The organism is Tolypothrix sp. PCC 7601, assembly GCF_025677855.1.
Lineage (GTDB): Bacteria > Cyanobacteriota > Cyanobacteriia > Cyanobacteriales > Nostocaceae > Aulosira > Aulosira diplosiphon.
Map to the genome: position 1 here is coordinate 5,239,060 of NZ_CP064879.1, position 20,953 is coordinate 5,260,012.

22 protein-coding genes are annotated in these 20,953 nt (G+C 43.1%); 8 read left to right on the plus strand and 14 right to left on the minus strand.

What is annotated here, in order from left to right:
• Window positions 1-179: 179 nt before the first annotated feature.
• The 6 genes from HG267_RS21475 (at window position 180) to HG267_RS21500 (ending at window position 5,589) form a co-directional block, all read left to right on the plus strand.
• Window positions 180-284, plus strand: coding sequence for a PetM family cytochrome b6-f complex subunit 7 (locus HG267_RS21475; RefSeq protein ID WP_045867910.1), 105 nt, complete (start codon window positions 180-182; stop codon window positions 282-284).
• 198 nt (window positions 285-482) lie between these two features.
• Window positions 483-1,481: an SDR family oxidoreductase gene (locus HG267_RS21480; protein WP_045867911.1), complete on the plus strand. Its 999-nt coding sequence runs from the start codon at window positions 483-485 to the stop codon at window positions 1,479-1,481.
• 139 nt (window positions 1,482-1,620) lie between these two features.
• On the plus strand, window positions 1,621-2,538 hold the full coding sequence (locus HG267_RS21485) for an NAD(+) kinase (protein WP_045867912.1): 918 nt from the start codon (window positions 1,621-1,623) through the stop codon (window positions 2,536-2,538).
• A 410-nt stretch (window positions 2,539-2,948) separates the two neighbouring features.
• On the plus strand, window positions 2,949-3,635 hold the full coding sequence (gene nblR, locus HG267_RS21490) for a response regulator transcription factor NblR (RefSeq protein ID WP_045867913.1): 687 nt from the start codon (window positions 2,949-2,951) through the stop codon (window positions 3,633-3,635).
• 707 nt (window positions 3,636-4,342) lie between these two features.
• The gene (locus HG267_RS21495; RefSeq protein WP_045867914.1) at window positions 4,343-4,873 is read left to right on the plus strand and encodes a DUF192 domain-containing protein; all 531 of its coding nucleotides are present in this window, start codon (window positions 4,343-4,345) and stop codon (window positions 4,871-4,873) included.
• Window positions 4,874-5,361: 488 nt separating this feature from the next.
• The gene (locus HG267_RS21500; RefSeq protein WP_045867915.1) at window positions 5,362-5,589 is read left to right on the plus strand and encodes a DUF2949 domain-containing protein; all 228 of its coding nucleotides are present in this window, start codon (window positions 5,362-5,364) and stop codon (window positions 5,587-5,589) included.
• Window positions 5,590-6,271: 682 nt separating this feature from the next.
• On the opposite strand, the gene HG267_RS21505 is transcribed toward HG267_RS21500, so the two are convergent.
• The 3 genes from HG267_RS21505 to lpdA form a co-directional block, all read right to left on the minus strand.
• Window positions 6,272-6,520, minus strand: a complete 249-nt coding sequence (locus HG267_RS21505; protein ID WP_045867916.1) for a DUF5340 domain-containing protein — start codon at window positions 6,518-6,520, stop codon at window positions 6,272-6,274.
• 221 nt (window positions 6,521-6,741) lie between these two features.
• Window positions 6,742-7,629, minus strand: a complete 888-nt coding sequence (gene trpC / locus HG267_RS21510; protein WP_045867917.1) for an indole-3-glycerol phosphate synthase TrpC — start codon at window positions 7,627-7,629, stop codon at window positions 6,742-6,744.
• 146 nt (window positions 7,630-7,775) lie between these two features.
• Window positions 7,776-9,203 (minus strand): dihydrolipoyl dehydrogenase, encoded by a 1,428-nt coding sequence (lpdA, locus tag HG267_RS21515; protein ID WP_045867918.1) that lies wholly within the window; start codon window positions 9,201-9,203, stop codon window positions 7,776-7,778.
• A gap of 358 nt (window positions 9,204-9,561) precedes the next feature.
• Between lpdA and HG267_RS21520 the strand changes: the two genes are divergently transcribed.
• The gene (locus HG267_RS21520; RefSeq protein WP_052335045.1) at window positions 9,562-11,334 is read left to right on the plus strand and encodes an SWIM zinc finger family protein; all 1,773 of its coding nucleotides are present in this window, start codon (window positions 9,562-9,564) and stop codon (window positions 11,332-11,334) included.
• Between the two features lie 645 nt (window positions 11,335-11,979).
• Here HG267_RS21520 and moeB read toward each other — a convergent pair.
• The 9 genes from moeB to HG267_RS21565 form a co-directional block, all read right to left on the minus strand.
• Complete coding sequence (moeB, locus tag HG267_RS21525; protein WP_045867921.1) at window positions 11,980-13,152, minus strand: molybdopterin-synthase adenylyltransferase MoeB; 1,173 nt, start codon at window positions 13,150-13,152, stop codon at window positions 11,980-11,982.
• Between the two features lie 66 nt (window positions 13,153-13,218).
• Complete coding sequence (locus tag HG267_RS21530) at window positions 13,219-13,677, minus strand: Mov34/MPN/PAD-1 family protein (RefSeq protein ID WP_045867922.1); 459 nt, start codon at window positions 13,675-13,677, stop codon at window positions 13,219-13,221.
• Window positions 13,677-14,036, minus strand: a complete 360-nt coding sequence (locus HG267_RS21535) for a four helix bundle protein (protein WP_045867923.1) — start codon at window positions 14,034-14,036, stop codon at window positions 13,677-13,679. The genes HG267_RS21530 and HG267_RS21535 overlap by 1 nt, the downstream gene beginning before the upstream one ends.
• Window positions 14,037-14,388: 352 nt before the next feature.
• Window positions 14,389-15,132, minus strand: coding sequence for a carbonic anhydrase (locus HG267_RS21540; RefSeq protein ID WP_045867924.1), 744 nt, complete (start codon window positions 15,130-15,132; stop codon window positions 14,389-14,391).
• A 264-nt stretch (window positions 15,133-15,396) separates the two neighbouring features.
• Window positions 15,397-16,125, minus strand: coding sequence for an ABC transporter ATP-binding protein (locus HG267_RS21545; protein WP_045867925.1), 729 nt, complete (start codon window positions 16,123-16,125; stop codon window positions 15,397-15,399).
• A gap of 116 nt (window positions 16,126-16,241) precedes the next feature.
• The gene (locus HG267_RS21550; RefSeq protein WP_052335046.1) at window positions 16,242-16,514 is read right to left on the minus strand and encodes a hypothetical protein; all 273 of its coding nucleotides are present in this window, start codon (window positions 16,512-16,514) and stop codon (window positions 16,242-16,244) included.
• The gene (locus HG267_RS21555) at window positions 16,465-16,692 is read right to left on the minus strand and encodes an indolepyruvate ferredoxin oxidoreductase subunit alpha (RefSeq protein WP_071989336.1); all 228 of its coding nucleotides are present in this window, start codon (window positions 16,690-16,692) and stop codon (window positions 16,465-16,467) included. Before HG267_RS21555 ends, HG267_RS21550 begins: the two co-directional genes overlap by 50 nt.
• 62 nt (window positions 16,693-16,754) lie before the next feature.
• Window positions 16,755-17,966, minus strand: a complete 1,212-nt coding sequence (locus HG267_RS21560; protein WP_045867926.1) for an ATP phosphoribosyltransferase regulatory subunit — start codon at window positions 17,964-17,966, stop codon at window positions 16,755-16,757.
• Window positions 17,966-18,937 (minus strand): J domain-containing protein, encoded by a 972-nt coding sequence (locus HG267_RS21565; RefSeq protein WP_045867927.1) that lies wholly within the window; start codon window positions 18,935-18,937, stop codon window positions 17,966-17,968. The genes HG267_RS21560 and HG267_RS21565 overlap by 1 nt, the downstream gene beginning before the upstream one ends.
• Before the next feature lie 158 nt (window positions 18,938-19,095).
• Between HG267_RS21565 and HG267_RS21570 the strand changes: the two genes are divergently transcribed.
• Window positions 19,096-19,383 (plus strand): hypothetical protein, encoded by a 288-nt coding sequence (locus tag HG267_RS21570; protein ID WP_263419962.1) that lies wholly within the window; start codon window positions 19,096-19,098, stop codon window positions 19,381-19,383.
• Here HG267_RS21570 and HG267_RS21575 read toward each other — a convergent pair.
• Complete coding sequence (locus tag HG267_RS21575) at window positions 19,337-20,149, minus strand: inositol monophosphatase family protein (RefSeq protein WP_045867929.1); 813 nt, start codon at window positions 20,147-20,149, stop codon at window positions 19,337-19,339. The genes HG267_RS21570 and HG267_RS21575 overlap by 47 nt on opposite strands.
• Window positions 20,150-20,397: 248 nt before the next feature.
• A complete protein-coding gene (locus HG267_RS21580; protein WP_045868834.1) occupies window positions 20,398-20,943 on the minus strand; it encodes a thermonuclease family protein in 546 nt (181 codons plus the stop codon).
• Window positions 20,944-20,953 lie beyond the last annotated feature (10 nt).

Here is a 20,953-nt window from a genome sequence, read left to right on the forward strand (position 1 = left end):
CAATAGTAGGGTTTAACCCCCAAACTGGTTTAAAATTATTTACACTGGTCTAATGCAACAGTGGCTGGGATCAAGCTTCTGGTAGACCTAGTTGACTTAAACTTGTTAGCAATCTTATGTCAGCAGGTTTTAACGGCGAGACATATTAAGTAAACCATTCGCTAAGGAGAATCGCACTAATGAGCGGTGAAATGTTGAATGCAGCGCTGTTGTCCTTCGGTTTAATCTTCGTAGGTTGGGCCTTAGGTGCTTTATTACTGAAAATTCAGGGTGCAGACGAATAATTCTTCTGGAGAACCAATTTTCAGCAGCTAGAGGCTGTTGTCTCTGGCGGAAAATAGCTTGTCCGGTTTTCGGACAAAGCTTTTTCTAGCAGCCTGTCTGTATTATTATGTGTTTCTGAAAAAATTGTAAACTTTTGTTTCTTTAACGATTCTGTTAAAATTCTTTTCATATAAATTTAAAAAATTGTTACAACCCTCATGACTATATTAATCGTTGGTGCTACTGGCACCTTAGGAAGACAAGTGGCTCGTCGTGCTATCGATGAGGGGTATAAGGTACGCTGTCTTGTCCGGAGTACCAAAAAAGCTGCTTTTCTTAAAGAGTGGGGTGCAGAACTCGTAGGCGGAGATTTATGTTATCCCGAAACCCTTCCCAGAGCATTGGAAGGGGTTACCGCAGTGATTGATGCAGCTACATCACGTCCTACAGATTCACTGAGCATTAAACAGGTTGACTGGGACGGTAAGGTATCATTAATCCAAGCTGCTAAGGCTGCGGGTGTAGAACGCTTTATTTTCTTTTCGATTCTGGAATCTGAGAAGTACCCAGAAGTACCTTTAATGGAAATTAAGCGTTGTACAGAGCTTTTCCTAGTTGAATCAGGCTTGAAATATACAATTTTACGCCTAGCTGGATTTATGCAAGGCTTAATCGGTCAATATGGAATTCCCATTTTGGAAAACCAACCGGTTTGGGTAACAGGTGAATCTTCTCCTGTCGCCTATATGGATACTCTGGATATTGCTAAGTTTGCGATTCGAGCTTTGAGTCTACCAGAAACAGAAAAACAAACCTTCCCAGTTGTAGGTACTCGTGCTTGGAGCGCACAGGAAATTATTAGTGTGTGCGAACGCTTATCTGGCAAAGAAGCGAGAGTTACAAGAATGCCAATAAATTTACTGCGTACTGTCAGACACTTCCTGCGGTTCTTTCAGTGGGGATGGAATGTGGCGGATAGATTGGCATTTACAGAAGTTTTGGCTAGTGGTAAACCTCTAAATGCCTCAATGGAACAGGTATACCAAGTCTTTGGGATAGATGCACAACAGACTACCACCCTCGAAAGCTACTTGCAAGAGTACTTTAGTCGGATCATGAAAAAACTTAAAGAATTAGATTACGAGAAGAAACAAAGTAAAAAGCAGAAATCTAAAAAGACCCCGTTTAAGCAGTCTTCTAAAGTTAATGGTCAGTAGTTAACGATCAACTTTGAGATAGATATTACACTTTTGACTGTGGACTTTTGACTTTTGACTTAAAACTCATGACTACATGGTCAAAAATGTGTAACGATTAGCATAATATAGAGCATCGCCTAAACTTGGATATTTGAGTGTGCCGAAAGCAGGCATTATTTACAACGACGTTAAACCGATAGCGGCTCGCATCGCTATCGAACTAAAAGACAAGCTAACCGCAGCCGGTTGGAACGTATGCATCACATCGAGTATCGGTGGCATACTGGGCTACTCAAGTCCCGAAAGTCCTGTATGTCACACCCCAGTTACTGGGCTAACGCCACCTGGGTTTGACTCAGATATGGAGTTTGCAGTGGTATTGGGGGGAGACGGCACTGTTTTGGCCGCTTCTCGTCAAGTTGCTCCCTGTGGGGTTCCAATACTAACAATCAATACTGGACATATGGGATTTTTGACGGAAGCTTATGTTAATCAGCTTCCCCAAGCCCTAGAACAGGTAATGGCTGGTGGCTATGAAATTGAAGAACGAGCAATGCTCACCGTCCAAGTCTTGCGGGGCGAAGCAGTGCTTTGGGAAGCACTATGCTTGAATGAAATGGTGTTGCATCGAGAACCATTGACCTCTATGTGCCATTTTGAAATAGCCATAGGTCGTCATGCGCCGGTTGATATAGCCGCAGATGGTGTAATTGTGTCCACACCAACTGGTTCAACTGCTTATTCTTTAAGTGCTGGTGGCCCAGTAGTCACCCCTGGCGTACCCGCCCTGCAACTAGTGCCTATTTGTCCCCATTCCCTAGCTTCTAGAGCATTAGTATTTCCGGACACGGAACCAGTTAACATTTATCCAGTAAATATTCCTCGCCTGGTAATGGTGGTAGATGGTAATGGTGGGTGTTATGTCTTGCCAGAAGATAGAGTGTATTTAGAGCGATCGCAATATACTGTCAAATTCATTCGCCTACAACCCCCAGAATTTTTCCGCATTTTGCGCGAAAAATTGGGCTGGGGTCTACCCCATATTGCCAAACCAACTTCGGTAGAGTTGCCTTAAAGGGGTTAAAGGTCAAGAGTTAGAGAGACGCGATTAATCGCGTCTGTACTCAAAAGTGAATAATTATGGCTCTTAACTTTCCCTATCACCAATTACCCAATCCCCAATCCCCAATTTCCTTCCAGAATTGCTGATGTAGTTATGGTATTTGGAACTAGTGTTTAAAATTGCATAGCAGAATTTGATGGTTAATAACTGAAAGTGTTAAAACATCCGCAGGCGTTATCTCAGGGCAAGTTATATTCAATAATAGATAATTTGTATAATTTGTCTTTATTCTGAGCGCTAAATTTCCTATAAGGGTTTTGCCCACTAAATTAGGATTCCCCATCAAAAATTGAGAAATTATATCTCTAGCTTATGTACTTTTGTACTATCCAAAATTCCATACCTAACATTGCAATATTAATATGACCTCTGCTCATAGTCCTTGTGTTTTAGTGATTGAAACCGATGAAAGCCTAGCAAATCAGCTGTCTTTCGATTTGCAAGAGGCAGGCTATGAATCGATTTTGGCCCATGATGCCAATAGCGGTTTACAATATAGTCGCGATCGCCAACCTGCTTTAATTGTCTTAGACAGAATGTTGGCAGGTGAATCAGGACTTTCATTGTGCAAAAATCTCAGAACCTCTGGTTTGCGCTCTCCTGTGCTAGTCCTGATGGCAAGGGATACAGTTGATGATCGGGTAGCTTGTTTAGAAGCTGGAGCTGACGATTACATTCTGAAACCTTACCGTTCAGAAGACTTTTTAAAGTTGATTCGTTTGTATCTAAAACCTGATGTCGATACCACAGAACAGTTACGCTTTGGGGAACTGGTTTTAGATATCGCTACTCGCCGTGCTATACATAACGGTCGAGTAATTGACCTCACTATGAAAGAATTTGAACTATTAAAGTTCTTAATGGAACATCCTCGTGAAGTATTAACCCGAGAACAAATTCTGGAAAATGTTTGGGGTTACGACTTTATGGGCGAATCAAATGTAATTGAAGTGTATATTCGCTACTTACGCCTGAAAATCGAAGATGAAGGGCAAAAGCGTCTGATTCAAACAGTAAGAGGTGTAGGCTACGTTTTAAGGGAATCTTAGAAGCTCATGCTCAGAGCCGCAGAAACTACAGTATATTCTTTTCCCAATCCCACCTGATTTCTAGGTGGGATTATTATTCAAAATTGAAATCATCTCGCCTGAAAAGGCTGGAATTCTAGCACTTATAAGTACTTGGACAAAAATATTTACAGTCATTGCGAGCGAAGCGAAGCAATCCCAGCCCTTGCGATTGCTTCATTCCGCTTCCCTTCGGGACGCTACGCGAACGCTCCATTCGCAATGACTTTGTGTAATTAATTCTGTCAGACTACTTACCATTTCTTTAAATTCAGGCTACAGATAATTCTCCCCCTGCTGCTTATGTGTAGCGATATTTTAGAGAATTGGTATAAGGTATGCTTTCCAGTTTTTCCATTCAAATACAATGCTCGCTTGAGTTGGAAAACATTCACTAGGGGAATACTGACTCGACAAACTCATCTTGAGTACGAAGTATTTTTAACTACATAAAAATATTCAGTAATAAATAAATTATCAGTTAATCGCTAAAATGCATTGACACGGGCTAAAATCTGGGTAAATTATGGATGAGGGGTGTTACCCCCTGATTAATTACCCCAGGATATCCCCTAATATCTTATGTCACAATTTCTTTACTTCATCCCAGTAAAAACTTCTACAAGTTATGGGTTTTTTTTCTTAAATTTTGTAAAATCAGAATCTAAATTATAAAATCACTCATCATCATGCTCAAATTGCTAAGTTTCATTTCAATATTGCTGAGTGTTTTGTTGATGGGCTGTTCTCCACCCACGACGGCTAAACCTCCGTCCACCACATCTGGCTCTCAAACTCAAGCACGAGTATCTGCTGGTCAACAACTACCGATTACAGCTGAGGCTACTGTTCCTAATAATACTAAGATTCAATTGGAAGTAGCCCAGACTCCGGAACAGCAAGAAATGGGGTTGATGTATAGAAAATCTTTGCCAGATAACCGGGGAATGCTGTTTAAATTCCCTTCAGCACAACCAGTTCGGTTCTGGATGAAAAATACACTCATACCTCTAGATATGATTTTTATGCAGAATGGAGTCGTTAAATATATCAAAACTTCTGCACCTCCCTGTACTAGTGACCCTTGTCCTACTTACGGGACAAATACACTAGTTGATACAGTAATTGAACTTAGGGCTGGTCGGGCTACTGAATTAGGCTTGAAGCTGGGCGATAGTATAAAAATAAAGTTTTTATCATCCGCAACATTGCGTAAATAAAAATTTTGTAAGTACGCTTTTCAACTCATGCCAAACCTTAATAAATAATGTAAGGTAAAAAAATCTCACTGCCAATGGTATAATATTCACTCACAAACCTGCTATTTATCACATTGCCAACTTTTGGAAGCTCTATCTATCCCGATGATAGAATTTAAATTTGAAATTTTATTACCAAAATATCTTCCTTTTGACATACGTGTAAATGGTCGCTCATAAGAGACTATAAACTAAGGAATATTTGTTACCAGATGTGTAATTGAATAAAACCTGCTTTTCATAAAAAAGACACAAATGCGATTTAGGGAAAGAGCTACTAGAGAATTGAGCAGACAACTAGTTCTAGAGTTCAAAGTTTTTCCCATTCGCGATTCGGAGCAATTCTTTAAGGTAAATTTAGACAAAGTTTGCTCTTGCTTTTAAGTATTAATGCGATAGTGACAGATAAGATACTGGCTACTAGCTACTGAGAAATGGTGAACTGATATATGACAATACACTCTGCACTAGGAGGTGAGATACAAATGTCACCATCAAAGTATTCTCGATTGATTCATTTTTTGCAAGAAGATTTAGCAATTTCTACAGCATCTTTAGCTGTAGCGTTGCGACATCGGGAGCAAGATCCAGGCCCTTTACCGATGATTCTTTGGCAGTATGGTTTGGTTACTCTCGATCAATTAGAGAAAATTTATGATTGGTTAGAGACGGCATAGGTTATGAATAGCTCATTGAGGAGAATTGAGGTATGTTATATCAACTATGCCTATTTCCCAGGCGAATAGATTGGGAATCAAAAATTTGCCTTGACTTAAATTTATTATCCTATCGAGCAAAGGAGCGAGTTAAATATTTAACTCGCTCCTTTGCTTTAGTACTGTATTCAAAGCCATAGAAAAATAACAAACAATAAATTATTTAAAAACCAAATCTTAAGCAGGGGAGCCACTGCGTTGCGCGGGTTCCCACGGTAGTCTGCTCAAGTTGGGAAACCCCCAAAACCGCATTGCCTCTCCTGACGGAGACGCTACGCGAACACCACGCGACTGCCTCTGCGTTGTAGCAAGTGGCGCACTTCAATATATTCTAGAGGGCATGGCAGTGCCATGCCCCTACCATCTGTCGCATTCTTTTTTTAAATGGGTATGAAAATCAGCACCTAACACACTCTACAAAGATCGCAATTTTATTTTTAAATAAACGCTCAGGCTTAATAGTATGAGTATATTTTGACAAATTGCCAAAGGACACTTCGCTCAATTCAGTAATGTCAAATTGAGTGAAGTGTCCTGATTTTGATAATTCTGCTTGGAGAAATAGTAACTCTCGGCAGTGATGTTTATAATCCCCCTGTTATATTCCGATAAACGAATACAGTGGGGCAGGATATGAAGATTTTTATTCGGGGGTAACAGCTTTTTCAGTATGATGATTGATTGACCAACGATGGTCAACCACTACAGAAGAAAACTGGCAAATTTCTTCCAGGTGCTTTTGTTGAACAGCTGCTTTACGTAAAGTAATAATTAGCTGATTCACCTGATGCCGCAAATCCGGATTTTTACTTACTGCTGACATTGTTTGTCTTTCTAAAAGTTGCAGTATAAGTTCGTAATGGATAGGTGAGGGCAGTGGAATTTGCTCCATGAAGTTGATTGGGTTTTTCAAATAAGGGATTTTGGATAAGCTAAGGTTGTTTTGCTACTAACTTAATTGTTACATAGGCAACCAGTATTTGCTGATACCTGAGATTGGCTGGGCTATAAAGATTTGACAAAGAGAGCAAGTGATGGTTCAGCACTACTGATTATCCAACCATACCTAGTACAGTTGACTTCATCCACAGGAACGGGAGAGGTATTTTGAGATTACGACCTTGGGAATAGATTAGCGATCGCAACTGCTGGATCTGGTTGTTTAACTAAAGATTCACCAATGAGTACAGCGGATGCGCCTGCTGTTGCTACTAAACTTAGGTCATCTGGTGTATGTAATCCTGACTCACTAACAATCAAGATGTTACGTTCCTGTAATTGCTGACCTCTATCTTTCAGTAGTTGACAAGTGGTCTGCAAGTCAACTGAAAAATCTTCGAGATTGCGATTGTTAATTCCTATCAAAGTAACGCCATCTAAGGCTAACACACGATCCAGTTCTGCTAAACTATGGACTTCAATTAAAGCTGCCATGTTGAGAGATTTGGCAATTTTGATGAAGTACTGCAAATCTTGGTCGCTGAGTATCGCCGCAATCAATAAAACTGCATCTGCCCCCCGCAAACGTGCTAAGTACATTTGATAAGGATAGATGATAAAATCCTTACACAGCAACGGTAAATTTACGACAGCACGAACTTTGGCTAAATTGTCAAAGCTGCCTTGAAAAAATTTCTCATCGGTAAGGACAGACAGACAACTAGCACCGCCTGCTTGGTAAGAGAGGGCGATCGCTTCTGGATCAAAATTTTCCCGTAATATGCCTTTACTGGGTGAAGCTTTTTTGACTTCGGCAATTAACGCTGGTTTTGTCTTACCTTGTCGTAGTGCGCCTACAAAATCGCGGGTGGGTGGTGCAGTTAACGCTTGCTTTTGCAATTCCCGCAAAGGTACTCTTTCCCGCATTTGGTCAACTTCAATTTCTTTTTGCCAAACAATTTTCTCCAAAATGTTGTTTGGTTCTGCACCTGGCATTGCAACCTCATAACGGATGACGGAAACAGCAACAGTTGAACTAGGGGAACGGCGACGGATTTGCATTTTAGGGACTGGGGACAAGGGGACTGGGGATGAAGGAGATGAGGGGGATGAGGCAAGGGGGCAGGGAGCTCTTAGCAGGGGAGAAATAATTAAACCCCAAACACCAATTACCAATTACCAATTACCCATTACCCCATCCCCCTTGCTTATGCGATCGCTCTTTTGTAAGCTTCGTCTAACACTTCTGAAAGTGTTGGGTGGGCGTGTACTAAGTGCGCGAGGGTATGTACAGATTGGCGGTTAGCAACGGCGGCTGAGGCTTCGTGGATGAGGTCTGAGGCGTGTAGTCCAAAGATGTGAACGCCTAAGACTTCTCCGGTATCTTTGCGATAAATTACCTTCGCCATACCGTCGGCTTCATTTTCCGCTAAGGCTTTGGAGTTACCTTTGAAGTAACCTTTGCTATTAGCTATTTCAAAACCTTCAGCTTGGCCTAATTCCTTGGCTGCGGTTTCGGTTAAGCCGACATAGCTAACTTCTGGGTGGGTAAAAGCGGCGGCGGGGATGCTGCGATAATCAACTTCCCTGGGACGACCTACAATATTTTCCACTGCAACGATACCTTGAGCAGAAGCAGCATGAGCTAGCATCATTTTGCCGTTAGCGTCGCCAATTGCCCAGAGGTGAGGTACTACTTCACCTGCTGACAACACTGCCATGCTGTCATTCACTGGGATAAAATTCCTCCGGTCGAGTTCTACACCCACAGACTCCAAACCGAGATTTTTGGTAGCTGGGATGCGTCCGGTAGCAACTAAACAAGCATCCACCTCGATCACGTCTAAATCTTCTTTTGTTTTAAAATCAGCTAATTCAATCACCACCGGAGAACCGGGGATGACTCGTTTAGCATATATTCCCACTTTTGTTTCTATATCGCGGGGGGTAATCAGCACCCGTTCAGCAAGTTTGGCAATATCCCGATCAAATCCTGGCATGAGTTGATCGAGGGCTTCAATCATGGTAATTTCAGCACCTAATGCTGAGTAAATATCGGAAAATTCCAAACCGATATAACCACTACCAATAATTGCTACCCAATTTGGTAGCGATTCTAACTTCACACCTTGATCACTGGTAAAGACAGTTTTACCGTCAACTTCAATCCCTGGAGGTACGAAAGGCACAGAACCGGGAGAAAGAATAATGTCTTTCGCTGTGATAGTTTTTTCACCACCATCACCAGTCACGGTGATTTTCTGAGTACCAGCAACTTTTCCCCAGCCTCGGATAATATCAACACCCAAACGCTTGAGGCTGTTGGTTAAATCGCCTTGGATTTTCGCTACAAGATTGGTAGCATGGTCAGCGATCGCTTGGCGATCAAACTCCACACTAGCAATTTGAATGCCCAAAGACTTGAGGTGGTGGGTATTACGTAACTCCCGCACACGTCCGGATGCAGCCAGCAGCGCTTTTGAAGGAATACAGCCCCGGTTGACACAGGTTCCCCCCATATCAGCTGCTTCAATAATCGCTGTTTTCAGACCACAGCTAACGGCGTGTAGGGCTGCTCCATGTCCACCTACACCAGCGCCTATAATCACTAAATCGTAATCGAATCCCTGACTCACGTTAGTTTCCCCGTGTGCTTCGCCTATATATTCTCGACTTGACCTGCAATCAGCGCAACCCCTTTAATGTTCGGGTCTTACTAATTCCAATTTATGATTTACGCTAGCAGGCCAAGGGACTGAATATCTTCAGTATCATAATTTAACTTATATACTCGCTGTATCTTATACTTAAAATTCGCAAAATTTGGCATTGGGAATAGGGCATAGGGCATTGGGCATTGGGCATGGGTAATGGGAATTTCTCCCCTCATCTCCCTCATCTCCCTCATCCCCCTCATCCCCAGTCCCCAGTCCCCATTACCCCTTATCCCCAAAGGGGGCCCCGAGTTCCCCAATCCCAATCCCCATTCCCTCCATGCTAATCCCTAAGCTCAGTGAATTTACAATCCGCCGTCATGCTAACGCTAAGTCTTTCCAGCGAGGTGAGGCTTATTATGAGGCTGATGCTGTGATGTCTCTTACCCAACGTGGTAATTTGCTGTTGGCGGAAGTTGAAGGCAATGAAAATCATCCTTATCAAGTCCGCCTCAATTTTGATACAGACGGATTAAATTCTGTTAAATGCAGCTGTCCTTATGATCGCGATGGGTGGTGTAAACATATTGTAGCTACCTTGCTGGTTTGTGTGCGTCAGCCAGAAAGTATTGATGAGCGTCCGACTTTAGAACAATTGCTGAGTCGTCTGGATGATCAGCAAACTCACAGGTTACTGCAAAGCTTAGTGGCGGAATACCCAAAGTTAATTGAGGCAATCGACCGCCATGTTAATTTGATTACATATTCTTCTGCTAAACCACCAAGAATTAAACCTGTAATTCACAGCACAATCGATGCCAAACCCTTTGGGCAGAAAGTCCGCCAGATTCTCCGGAATGCAGTGAGTGCTTGGGAAGATGGTTATGATGATGACCCCATCAGCGAAGAATTACTGAGTCTGATCGAAACTGCTGTAGATTTGTGCGAACGAGGAGATGGTAATAATGCGATCGCAATTTTAGAGGCGATTACTTCGGCTTGTGTGGAAAATTGGGACGATGTTGCGGACTATGGTGCTGATAATTATGAGTTTCTCCCAGAATTGAATGCGGCTTGGTGTGAAGCCATTCTCATAGCGGAACTTACCCCAGAAGAAAAGGTTGATATTCAAGTTAATTTGGAAGCATGGCAGGAAGAATGGGACGCTGATTTTGACTTAGCTTCGGAAGCTTTGCGTCAAGGCTGGGATTACTCGCCATTGGTGCAAGTTCTCCAAGGTAATATCCCCGAAATGGGTGTTTGGGAAGAACAAATTCCAGACTACGCTGATGATTTAGCGTTAATTCGCCTGAAAATTCTCGAACGTCAGGAACGATATCAAGAATACCTGTATTTGGCAGCCGCCGAAGGGCAAACCGAACAATATCTGACAATGTTAGGGCGTTTGGGCAGAGTAGATGAAGCCATGACAGCAGCGCAAGCCCAAATGAATACGATGGAAGCTGCTTTTGCTTTAGCGAAAACCTTAGCACAGCAGGATTCATTATCAGAAGCGCTAGATATTGCCCAAATCGGCTTAAACTTGCCTGGTAATTGTCAGTATGAACTGGGGATTTGGACAAGTGATTTAGCTCAAGAATTAAACGATCAAGAAGCGGCTTTATCTGCACTCATGGCTGCTTTTCGAGTTAGAGCATCCTTTGTTGATTATCAAAAAATGGCAGAATTAGCAGGGGAAAACTGGGCTACTGTGAAAGTAGATTTACTACAAATTCTCCGCACTTTTGGTAGTTGGGGAAGCGAATCAGAGAAGGTAGATATTTTCTTATATGAAGGCTTGATTGATGATGCTATTCAGATTGTGAATGAACTCAGTTCTTTCTATGCTAATTTAATTCAGCGTGTTATGGATGCCGCAATATCTCATAAGCCTAGCTGGGTAATTGCTAATGCGCGTCGTCGTGCAGAAATGATTATGGATGCAGGAAAAGCAGATTATTATGCTGAAGCAGTTCAGTGGTTAAAAAAAGCCCGCGCCGCCTATTTGGAATGTGGGAGAAAAGCAGATTGGGATAGCTACAAAGCCAAGTTAATGCAGGAGCATGGGCGCAAACGTAAATTAATGGGATTATTTAAAGAAAAAGGTATGTAGTAAAAATTATTTACAGGAAAAATTGAGTTTTCAAGATAAATTTTTTAATCATGTTTATAGCAATTTGAAAAAAGAATGCGACAGATTGTAGGGGCACGTCCCTCTAGAATATTATTGGTATGTCGCAAACATTACAGCACTTTTGAGGTAATTGAGGTACATCATGAGTAATGAGTAATGAGTAATGAGTAATGAGTAATGAGTAGGAAATTTACTTATTACTCATTACTTTTTTCAATTAGTTGCTGTATCTCATAAACATCGAATCTGGTGTATTTAATTTGGTATTACTTCAAAGAACATAATGTTAAATCAATTGGTAGCCAATACTTGTCGGTTAAGGGTAAAAAGGGGAATGGGAAAAGGAAAAGAAAAAACCTTTAACCTTTTCCCCAAAATTAATTTTGAGTTCAAAATGCTATCCCTTGTAGTATTGAATTGGTAGCTTGTGTTATGCCGTAGCTAACGCATCATCAAACAATTAATGGTGCGTTGCGCTGCGCGACAACACACCCTACGAAAAAATAAGGCTACAGCAATGCTGTAACCCTATGAATCGCTTATATTTTATACAAATTAGTCAATCAAAGAAAAATCCCCAAACTCAGGGATAAGATTTTCTTTTGCCAGTCAACTAACCAGAATTTAATACTCGGGAACGGAAGGATCTACTTCTCGACTCCAAGCGGTGATTCCGCCTTTGACGTTTGTACCAACAATCCCAGATTCTTTAAGAATGCTCAGGGCTTTTGCCGATCGCCCGCCCATTTTACAATGAGCAATTAAGCGGTGACCGTTGAGAATTTCTTTGACTTGTTTTACGCCATCGCCATTTTCAATATCTGGTAATGGTACTAAGACGGAACCAGGAATTTTGGCAATTTCATATTCATGTGGGTTACGCACATCTAACAGTACAAAGTCTTTTGCACCGCTATCTAATAACTGTTTCAATTCGGTAACAGTCATTTCTTGAATTTCTTGCTGCTGTTTGGCTTCCTCAGCCTTAGCTTGGGGAATACCGCAGAATTCTTCGTAGTCTATCAGTTTTTCAATAACTGGGCGGATGGGGTTTGGACGCAGCTTCAATTCGCGGAATTTCATTTCCAAGGCGTTGTACAGCAGCAGCCTTCCGCTTAAAGTGTTACCTTGTCCCAGAATAATTTTCACAGTTTCAGTGGCTTGGATCACACCGATAATTCCCGGCAATATTCCTAATACCCCACCTTCTGCACAAGAGGGAACCATTCCTGGTGGTGGTGGTTCGGGATACAAGTCACGATAGTTCGGCCCGCCTTCGTAGTTAAATACTGTGGCTTGTCCTTCAAAGCGGAAAATCGAACCGTAAACGTTAGGCTTGTTGAGTAACACACAAGCATCGTTCACAAGATATCTTGTGGGGAAGTTATCAGTACCATCGACGACAATATCATAGGGTTCCAAAATACTCAGCGCATTTTCGGAACTGAGGCGCACTTCATGCAAATCAACCTGACAGAAGGGGTTAATCTCCAGAATTCTATCCTTAGCGGATTGAATTTTGGGTTTACCTACCCAGGATGTCCCGTGAATAACTTGGCGTTGCAGGTTAGAAGTATCGACAACATCGAAATCAACAATACCGATGCGTCCCACACCCGCAGCTGCCAAATATAACAGCAGTGGCGCACCCAGTCCACCTGTACCGATACAGAGTACACTGGCGGCTTTCAGGCGTTTTTGTCCCTCTAGTCCCACCTCCGGCAAAATCAGGTGGCGGGAGTAGCGTTCGTAGTCGTCTTTAGTCAACTGGATTTCATCCAGATTGGGATTGAGCATAGCAATTTCAAGTGGAGGGCGGATTATTTATCGTAGCGAAAAATGATATCCGTATTGATCGGTTGTTTAAATTATGTTGTTAATCGCTTCGGGTTGGAATTGATGGCTTTCATCTAGACTCCAGCTTTGGAGTGTTTCAGCTTTACCTTTTTGAACGGAAACTATTATATACGAGTATTCAGGCCAAGCATAGAGGCGATCGCACTCCGAAGGAATCGCTGGTGCATCGGGGTGGGAATGGTAAATACCGATAATATTGAGAGAGCGATCGCGTGCTTCTCTTTGTGCTTGTAACATAACTTGGGGTGCGATCGCATATCGTCGCCTTTCGGTTTCGGTGGTGCGATCATCTGAAAAATTTGCTGCTTCTGTATTCCAAGCATTTTCTGTAGGCATAATTTCGACTACAGTTTTGCCCTCAAGGGTGACATGACCCAAAATTATACCGCAGCATTCATCTGGGTAAGTGCTTTGGGCATGGGTGCGGATAATTTGTAAATGTTCGGGGAGGAGTTGGAGAACCATTAAAAATTCCGACTCAGTTTGTCAATCTTATTTGTCAGTAATTCCTTCACTTCCACAACATCACTCACCACGCGATCGTAACTAGAACTTTGCAGCAGTTCCAACTCATAGCAAAGCAACAGGTAATATTCCACCTCAATTGCTGCATCCTTCGCCAATTGCAAAAAATCCAGTTGTGCTTCTCGATCATCGCGATCGCATCCTTGAGCAATTTTAATCGGAATAGCCGCAGCAGCTAAACGTATTTGTTGCGTTAAGCCCAATAATTCATCATCCGGGAAATCCCCAGTCACCTGATAAACTGCAACTATCAGTTCATGAGCTTTTTCCCACTCTGGAATATTTCTAAATTCTGTCATTTAGCAATCCTCAATCATTGCTCTGAGCCATATATTATAAAGAGATGTTGCATTGCAACATCTCTACACAGCCAAAATAGTAACTGAAATATTTCTACTTTTGTACCCAATAGAAGATTTTATCGAGTTTTTCTTCTAATTCGGTCATGCTCAAAGATGAGCTAGAGGTGATGTCAATACGATGCGGTTAATAATTTTTCGCCGTGATTTTGGGTTGGTGGAGACGCGATAAATCGCGTCTCTACAAAATTTCAACGTCTTGTAGGGGCAATGGCACTGCCTTGCCCTCTAAAATATATTGACGTGTCGCAAACATTATTTGACTTGGGATTAATTTTGACTGCTAGCAGTACTAGCCCTTCGTGATGCTCACTTCCCCTGTAGCCAAATCGTAACGACCGCCAACAATTTTTAATTTACCTTCTTTAATTAAATTGCCTAAAATTGTTGACTTCTTGGCTAAATTATCTGCTTGATATTGAATATTAGCAACAATAGTATTTTTTTCTAAACTGCCAGATTTATTTTTTGCTATTTCTACAGCAGGTTTAATTTCTTCTACAAAAACACCAATTCTTCCCGGTAGTGGTTTACCTTCAATCGCAGCTTTTACCGCACCACATTTACTATGACCAAGAACTAAAATTAATTGCGCGCCTAATATCGATGTAGCATATTCCAAGCTACCAATAGCCTCTGGCGAAGCTACATTACCAGCTACACGCACTACAAATAAATCACCTAATCCTTGATCGAAAACAATTTCTGCTGGTACTCGAGAATCAGCACAACCTAATATTGCTGCAAATGGATATTGAGCTGCAACAGTTTCTTGTAAACGCAATTTCGATTGATGTGGATTTAGACGCTTTTCTTCGACAAATCTTTGATTTCCCTCAAGCAAAATTTTTAATGCTGCTTGTGGATTAACTGGTTGCGGTTTTTCACCAACATCATTTGAGGCTTGATCCGCTAAAGAAGGCTCTTTATTCCACAGAATACCACCAGCGCCAATCAAAGCCCCAATGCCAATGCTACCGACACCGGCTAAATGTATAAAATTCCGACGACCAATAAATCCATTAATTCTAGCCATTCCTCTACCTGACAACCGTTTCGTGGTTGCCTGGAAGATATCAGACTTTAAGGGGATGCAAGAGTACTCGCTTACACGGTTTAAAAGTTATTTAATTTTTGGGCATGGGGCATGGGGCATGGGGCATTGGGCATTGGGCATGGGGCATTGGGCATTGGGCATGAGTAATGAGTAATGAGTAATGAGTAATGGCTATTCTCCCCTGCACCCCTGCTTCCTCTGCTTTCCCAGTCCCCAGTCCCCAGTCCCTAATCCCCTCATCCCCTAATGCCCCTTCCCCGCACCTAGATACAGTTCTGCCACCTTCGGGTCGTTCAATAAATCTCGACCGGGGCCGGAGATGGCATCACGTCCAGATTCTAGTACGTAACCACGGTCAGCCATTTCTAAGGCTTTACGGGCGTTTTGTTCTACTAGGACAATGGCTGTGCCACTCTGGTTAATTTCCTTGATTTGGTCAAATACTTGTGTAACTAGGATGGGGGATAAAGCCGCAGAGGGTTCATCTAACAGCAGCAAGCTGGGTTCCAGCATCAAAGCTTTACCCATTGCCAACATCTGCCGTTCTCCACCGGAAAGCGTACCTGCACGTTGACGACGGCGATCGCTTAATCTGGGAAACATGGTAAATATTTTATCTTTGAGGGGCTTGAGGGGAATATTCCGCACAAAAGCCCCCATCTCTAAATTCTCTTCAATACTCAACGACGGAAAAACATTGGCGATTTGCGGTACATAGCACATTCCCCGTTGCACTATTTGATTTGACTTGAGTCCGCCAATATTTTCACCTTTAAAGGTAATCGTGCCTGTATGGGGAGTTAAGAGTCCAAAAATTGTTTTCGCCAAGGTGGATTTACCCGCACCGTTGGGGCCAATCACTGTTACCAATTCCCCCGCTGCAACTCGAAAATTCACACCTTGCAGGATATCTACATCTTTAATATATCCAGCATGAACATTTTGAACTTCTAGTAAATAGTCATTTGTCATTTGTCATTTGGCATTTGTCATTTGTCATTTGTCATTTGTCATTTGGCATGGGGCATGGGGCATTGGGCATTGGGTAATGAGTAATGAGTCATGAGTAATAAGTAATGAGTAATGACTCATGACTCATGAGTAATAAGTAATGAGTAATGAGTAATGAGTAATGGGTAATTGGTAATTTCTCCCTCATCTCCCTCATCTCCCTCATCTCCCTCATTTCCCTCATCTCCCTCATCTCCCTCATCTCCCTCATCTCCCTCATCTCCCTCATCTCCCTCATCCCCCTCATCTCCCTCATCCCCCTCATCTCCCCCTGCTCCCTGCTCCCTGCCCCCCTGCCTCTTATTCTGGAGTCTTCTGCAAATCGGGGCGTTCTTCGGGAACGATCGCACCTTCTACTGGGCATACTTGGAGACAGATGCCACAATCAATGCAGGTGGCGAAGTCTATCCAGTACCAATCGGTGCCTTTGACGTTTTTTCCTGGGCCGTCATGAATGCAAGCTACTGGACAAGCATCTACGCAGTCAGCGATGCCCTCACAGACATCGGTAACAATTGTGTGTGGCATTTTCTTGATTCCCTCTCTTGAAAGTCAGCTTTTCTAGCCTAGCAATTAGATATATTTCCTAGCTAAGACAATGATTCTATGGTTGGTGAACCATCAGCTTTAATCCAGGCGATTTGAGCAATTCCGCGATCGCGTGCGTATTTTCTGATGGCTTCGCTATCTCTGCCCCCTAAATCAATTTCTACTCGCACTATCTCGCTAGAATCCCGGAGCTTTTGGGCGTAGGCAAAGGCAGCAGCATCAGCATTAGCTGTCTCTGGTACGATTAACCAATCGCTAGTTGGGGGTGCTTGCGGTAATTGCTGAGTAGATTGGATTATTTGGTATAAATCTTCGATATTGAGGGCAAAGCCTACCCCCGGAATATCTTCACCTTGGGGATGATATAGCCCTAAAAGCTTGTCGTAGCGACCACCCCGCCCTAATACCTGGACTTGTCCAGCAGTATCGCTGACTACTTCAAAGACGATACCGGTGTAATAGTCGATGGTTTCAATCAAGCTGAGGTCGAGAATTAAAGGATAATCTCCCTGCGATTCCAGCAAATCTACTAAAGACGCGAGGTTATTCACCGCTTCTTGTTGAGCCTGATCTAAATCTAAAGTCTGGACTTTTCGCAAAACTTCGGAACTTTTACCGCGCAGATCTAAGATGAGTTTGGCGCGATCGCGGAGTGCTTCACTTAGGGGTAAATTCTCGATGGCAATGCGATCTAAATTAGCGATCGCACTACGAACTTTACCCTGTAGGTGAGACGGGAATACACTCAACAGCGATCGGGTAATTCCCGCTTCACCTAAAATTAAATACCATCGCTGCACCGAAAGCGCTGCTAAACAATCTGCAACTAACAACAATACTTCCGCATTTGCTAGCAATCCACCAGCACCGAGCAACTCAACCCCAGCTTGATAAAACTCTTGCTGACGATTATGCCGATTTTCCCAGATGCGGCGGAAGACATTGGCATTGTAATACAGCCTTTGCGGATAAGTTACACCTGCCATGCGCGTGACAACAGTGCGCGCGATCGAAGCTGTCAATTCTGGACGCAGCCCTAATTCTTCATCTTCCGAATTTTGCAGTTGAATTACCGTTTGGCGCTGAATTGCTTCCCCCGCCATTAGGGTATCCATCCGTTCCAAAGTTGAGGTAATAATCCTGTGATATCCCCAACGATGAAATACTTGCTGTAACCTATCTTCAATCCAGCGTTTTTGCGCCACATCTAAAGGTAATAAATCTCTAGCTCCCGCTGCTGGTTGATACACCATTACTTTTTCTTCCCACCAAACAAACCACCAAACAAACCGCCACCTCCCGACTTATCTGGTTGTTTACCAGTCGAATTAGGAGGTGTAGTTACTTTACCACCACCAGATTGTTGACTTAAAGCCTTCTCTATTTTTGGTTTCCAAGACAAAGCTGTTTGGTCATTGGGGTCTAATTTTAAAGTATTATCAAAATGAATCTTTGCCATTTTGAGCCGATTTTGCTTCAAATACACCAATCCTATCAGGCTATGGCATCTACTATTCTTCGGTTCTAATTTCAGCGCATCTTGCAACTCCACCTGAGCTTGCGAAAATTGGTTTTTGTCAATTAAAGATTGTGCGCGACGCAAATAATGTTCCACCACTGAAGATTCTGGTGCTGGTGCTGGTGCTGGCGGAGGTGCTGTTGTATTCGTAGCAGGATTGGGCGGAGGTGGAGCTGAGTTCATTGTGGATTGCATCTGCGGGGTAGGCGTTGCCAATGATTTACCCGCAGTCCGCATTAAGTAAACTAAATTCAGCTCGCTAATTTGGGCAATTACTTGCGGTACATGCTGTAAGTTCTCATATTGAGTTTCGGCAATTTTGGCGATCGCGCTTTTGTACAGTGAATCTATGGTTGATTCGGGCGCAGTTGCTAACTTTTTCCCTATCTCAGTATGTAATTCTACCGAAGTAAACTCTTGTACTAATCGCTTACCCATGTGAGACAGGATAATCATGTATTCTGAGCGACTTCTTTCTACCGTAATTTTTTCGTAAGCTGGGTTAACCAACTTAGATAAAAATTCACTGGATAAATGCTTATCCGTAGGACTCACATTATTATTAGCATCAGGATGCAAACGCCGAGCAATCGAGAGATAGCGCTTGCGGATCTCTTTCACATCAGCATCAATAGGAACACACAAAACTGCATGATGATCGATGAAATCATATTTAAAAAGACCACGATCTATTCTTAATGACATAAATAGATATGCACCAACGTTAGCAAAATAATGCTTCTAGTTTACTTCGCTATCCTATAGATCGTTCAGTAGTTAAGGGTTAAAAGTCATACATTGGAGATTGGGGATTGGGGATTGGGGAACTCGGGGCCCCCTCTGGGGATAAGGGGTAATGGGGATTGGGGACTGGGGATGAGGGAGATGAGGGAGCAGAGGGAGCAGAGGGAGATGAGGGAGATGAGGGAGCAGAGGGAGCAGAGGGAGCAGAGGGAGCAGGAGTGCAGGGGAGAATAGCCATTACTCATTACTCATTACTCATTACTCATTACCCAATGCCCCATGCCCCATGCCCCATGCCCCATGCCCAATGCCCCATGCCCCATGCCCCATACCCAATGCCCAATGCCCCATGCCCCATTCTCATTTCCAACTTGATAACGGTGGGGTGTTCATTAATTCGTGGCTGAGGGTGTCGTGGAGGTAGCCATTAGTAGCGAGGATTCTTCCCGTTTCGATTTTAAAAGCAGTGCGATCGTAGGCTGTGACTTTGCCGCCAGCTTCTAGAAGGAGGATAATACCCGCAGCCATATCCCAAGGGGAAAGTCCCCTTTCCCAGTAGCCATCAAATCGCCCACAGGCTACATAAGCTAAATCCATTGCGGCGGAACCGCTACGCCTGACACCTTGAGTTAAATGGGTGAGGTGACAAAATTCTGCATAATTATTATCAGAGGTTTCTCTGCGATCGTAGGCAAAGCCAGTGACTAGCAAACTTTTCCTCAATTCAGAACTATCGGAAACCTTGATCGGGCGGCGATTGCGTGTAGCACCCAAACCAGCAGCAGCCCGAAATAGCTCATTACTAGCAGGATTATAAATTACACCTACTTGGGGAACGCCATTAATTAGCAACCCAATAGAAACAGCAAAACAAGGATATTGGTGAGCATAGTTTGTTGTGCCATCTAAAGGATCAATTGCCCAAAGATATTCACTATCTTGATTGCCTAATTTCCCAGATTCCTCAGCCAAAATCGAATGCTGGGGAAAATGGCGACGCAAAACCTCCAAAACTACCACTTCCGAAGCCTTATCAGCGGCGGTAACTAAATCACCAGGACGGCCTTTTTCTGTAATTGCATCTTCTAACTTCCCCCAATAGCCTTGCAAAACCTCACCAGCAGCCAAAGCCGCTTCTGTAGCTATATCTAGAAATATTTGTAGGTTTGTCATTTGTTATTAGTCATTTGTCATTTGTCATTGGGCATTGGGCATTGGGCATGGGGCATTGGGCATGGGGTAATGAGTAATGAGTAATGGCTATTCTCCCCTGCACTCCTGCTCCCTCATCTCCCTCATCTCCCTCATCTCCCTCATCTCCCTCATCTCCCTCATCTCCCTCATCCCCAGTCCCCAGTCCCCAGTCCCCAATCCCCAGTCCCCAATCCCCAATCCCCAGTCCCCAATCCCCAATCCCCCACTCACCGATACTGCCGCCGAAACTCTGCGGGAGTCAGGCGCATGGGTTTTTCTGGTTGCCAAATGCCTTGCCCCATGATTCTTGCCCATTGTTGGGCACGTTCTAAACGCTGGTCGTATTTATGATTAGGCGATCGCGGTACAAATAATGCATAGCCTTTTTTGACTATTTCTTCGTTTAACAACAATTTATCTTTCCATACATAGGCTACAGTCCGACCAATTTTATCTTTGTCTTCAATGTCCAACTCTAGGGTGACGATTTGTTCTGCGCCTCCAATCATTTTCTCTAATTCGTCTTTAGCATCATCACCCCAAGGGCGCTGGCGGAGATCTGGTGCTTCAATACCAATTAATCGCACCGGGGAAATTAAGTTTGGTTGTTCAGCCATGCCTAAAACTTCCAAACTTTGCCCACTCACCACCCGCGCCACTTTTACCTGTGCTTGATTAGCGGTAGGCTGGCTTTTGCCTTGACAACTCACTAGCAGTAATAGGCAAGCCAAAATTAATATTTTTCGCACTAATACGCCAAAATGCGCTGCCATAGCCTGAATT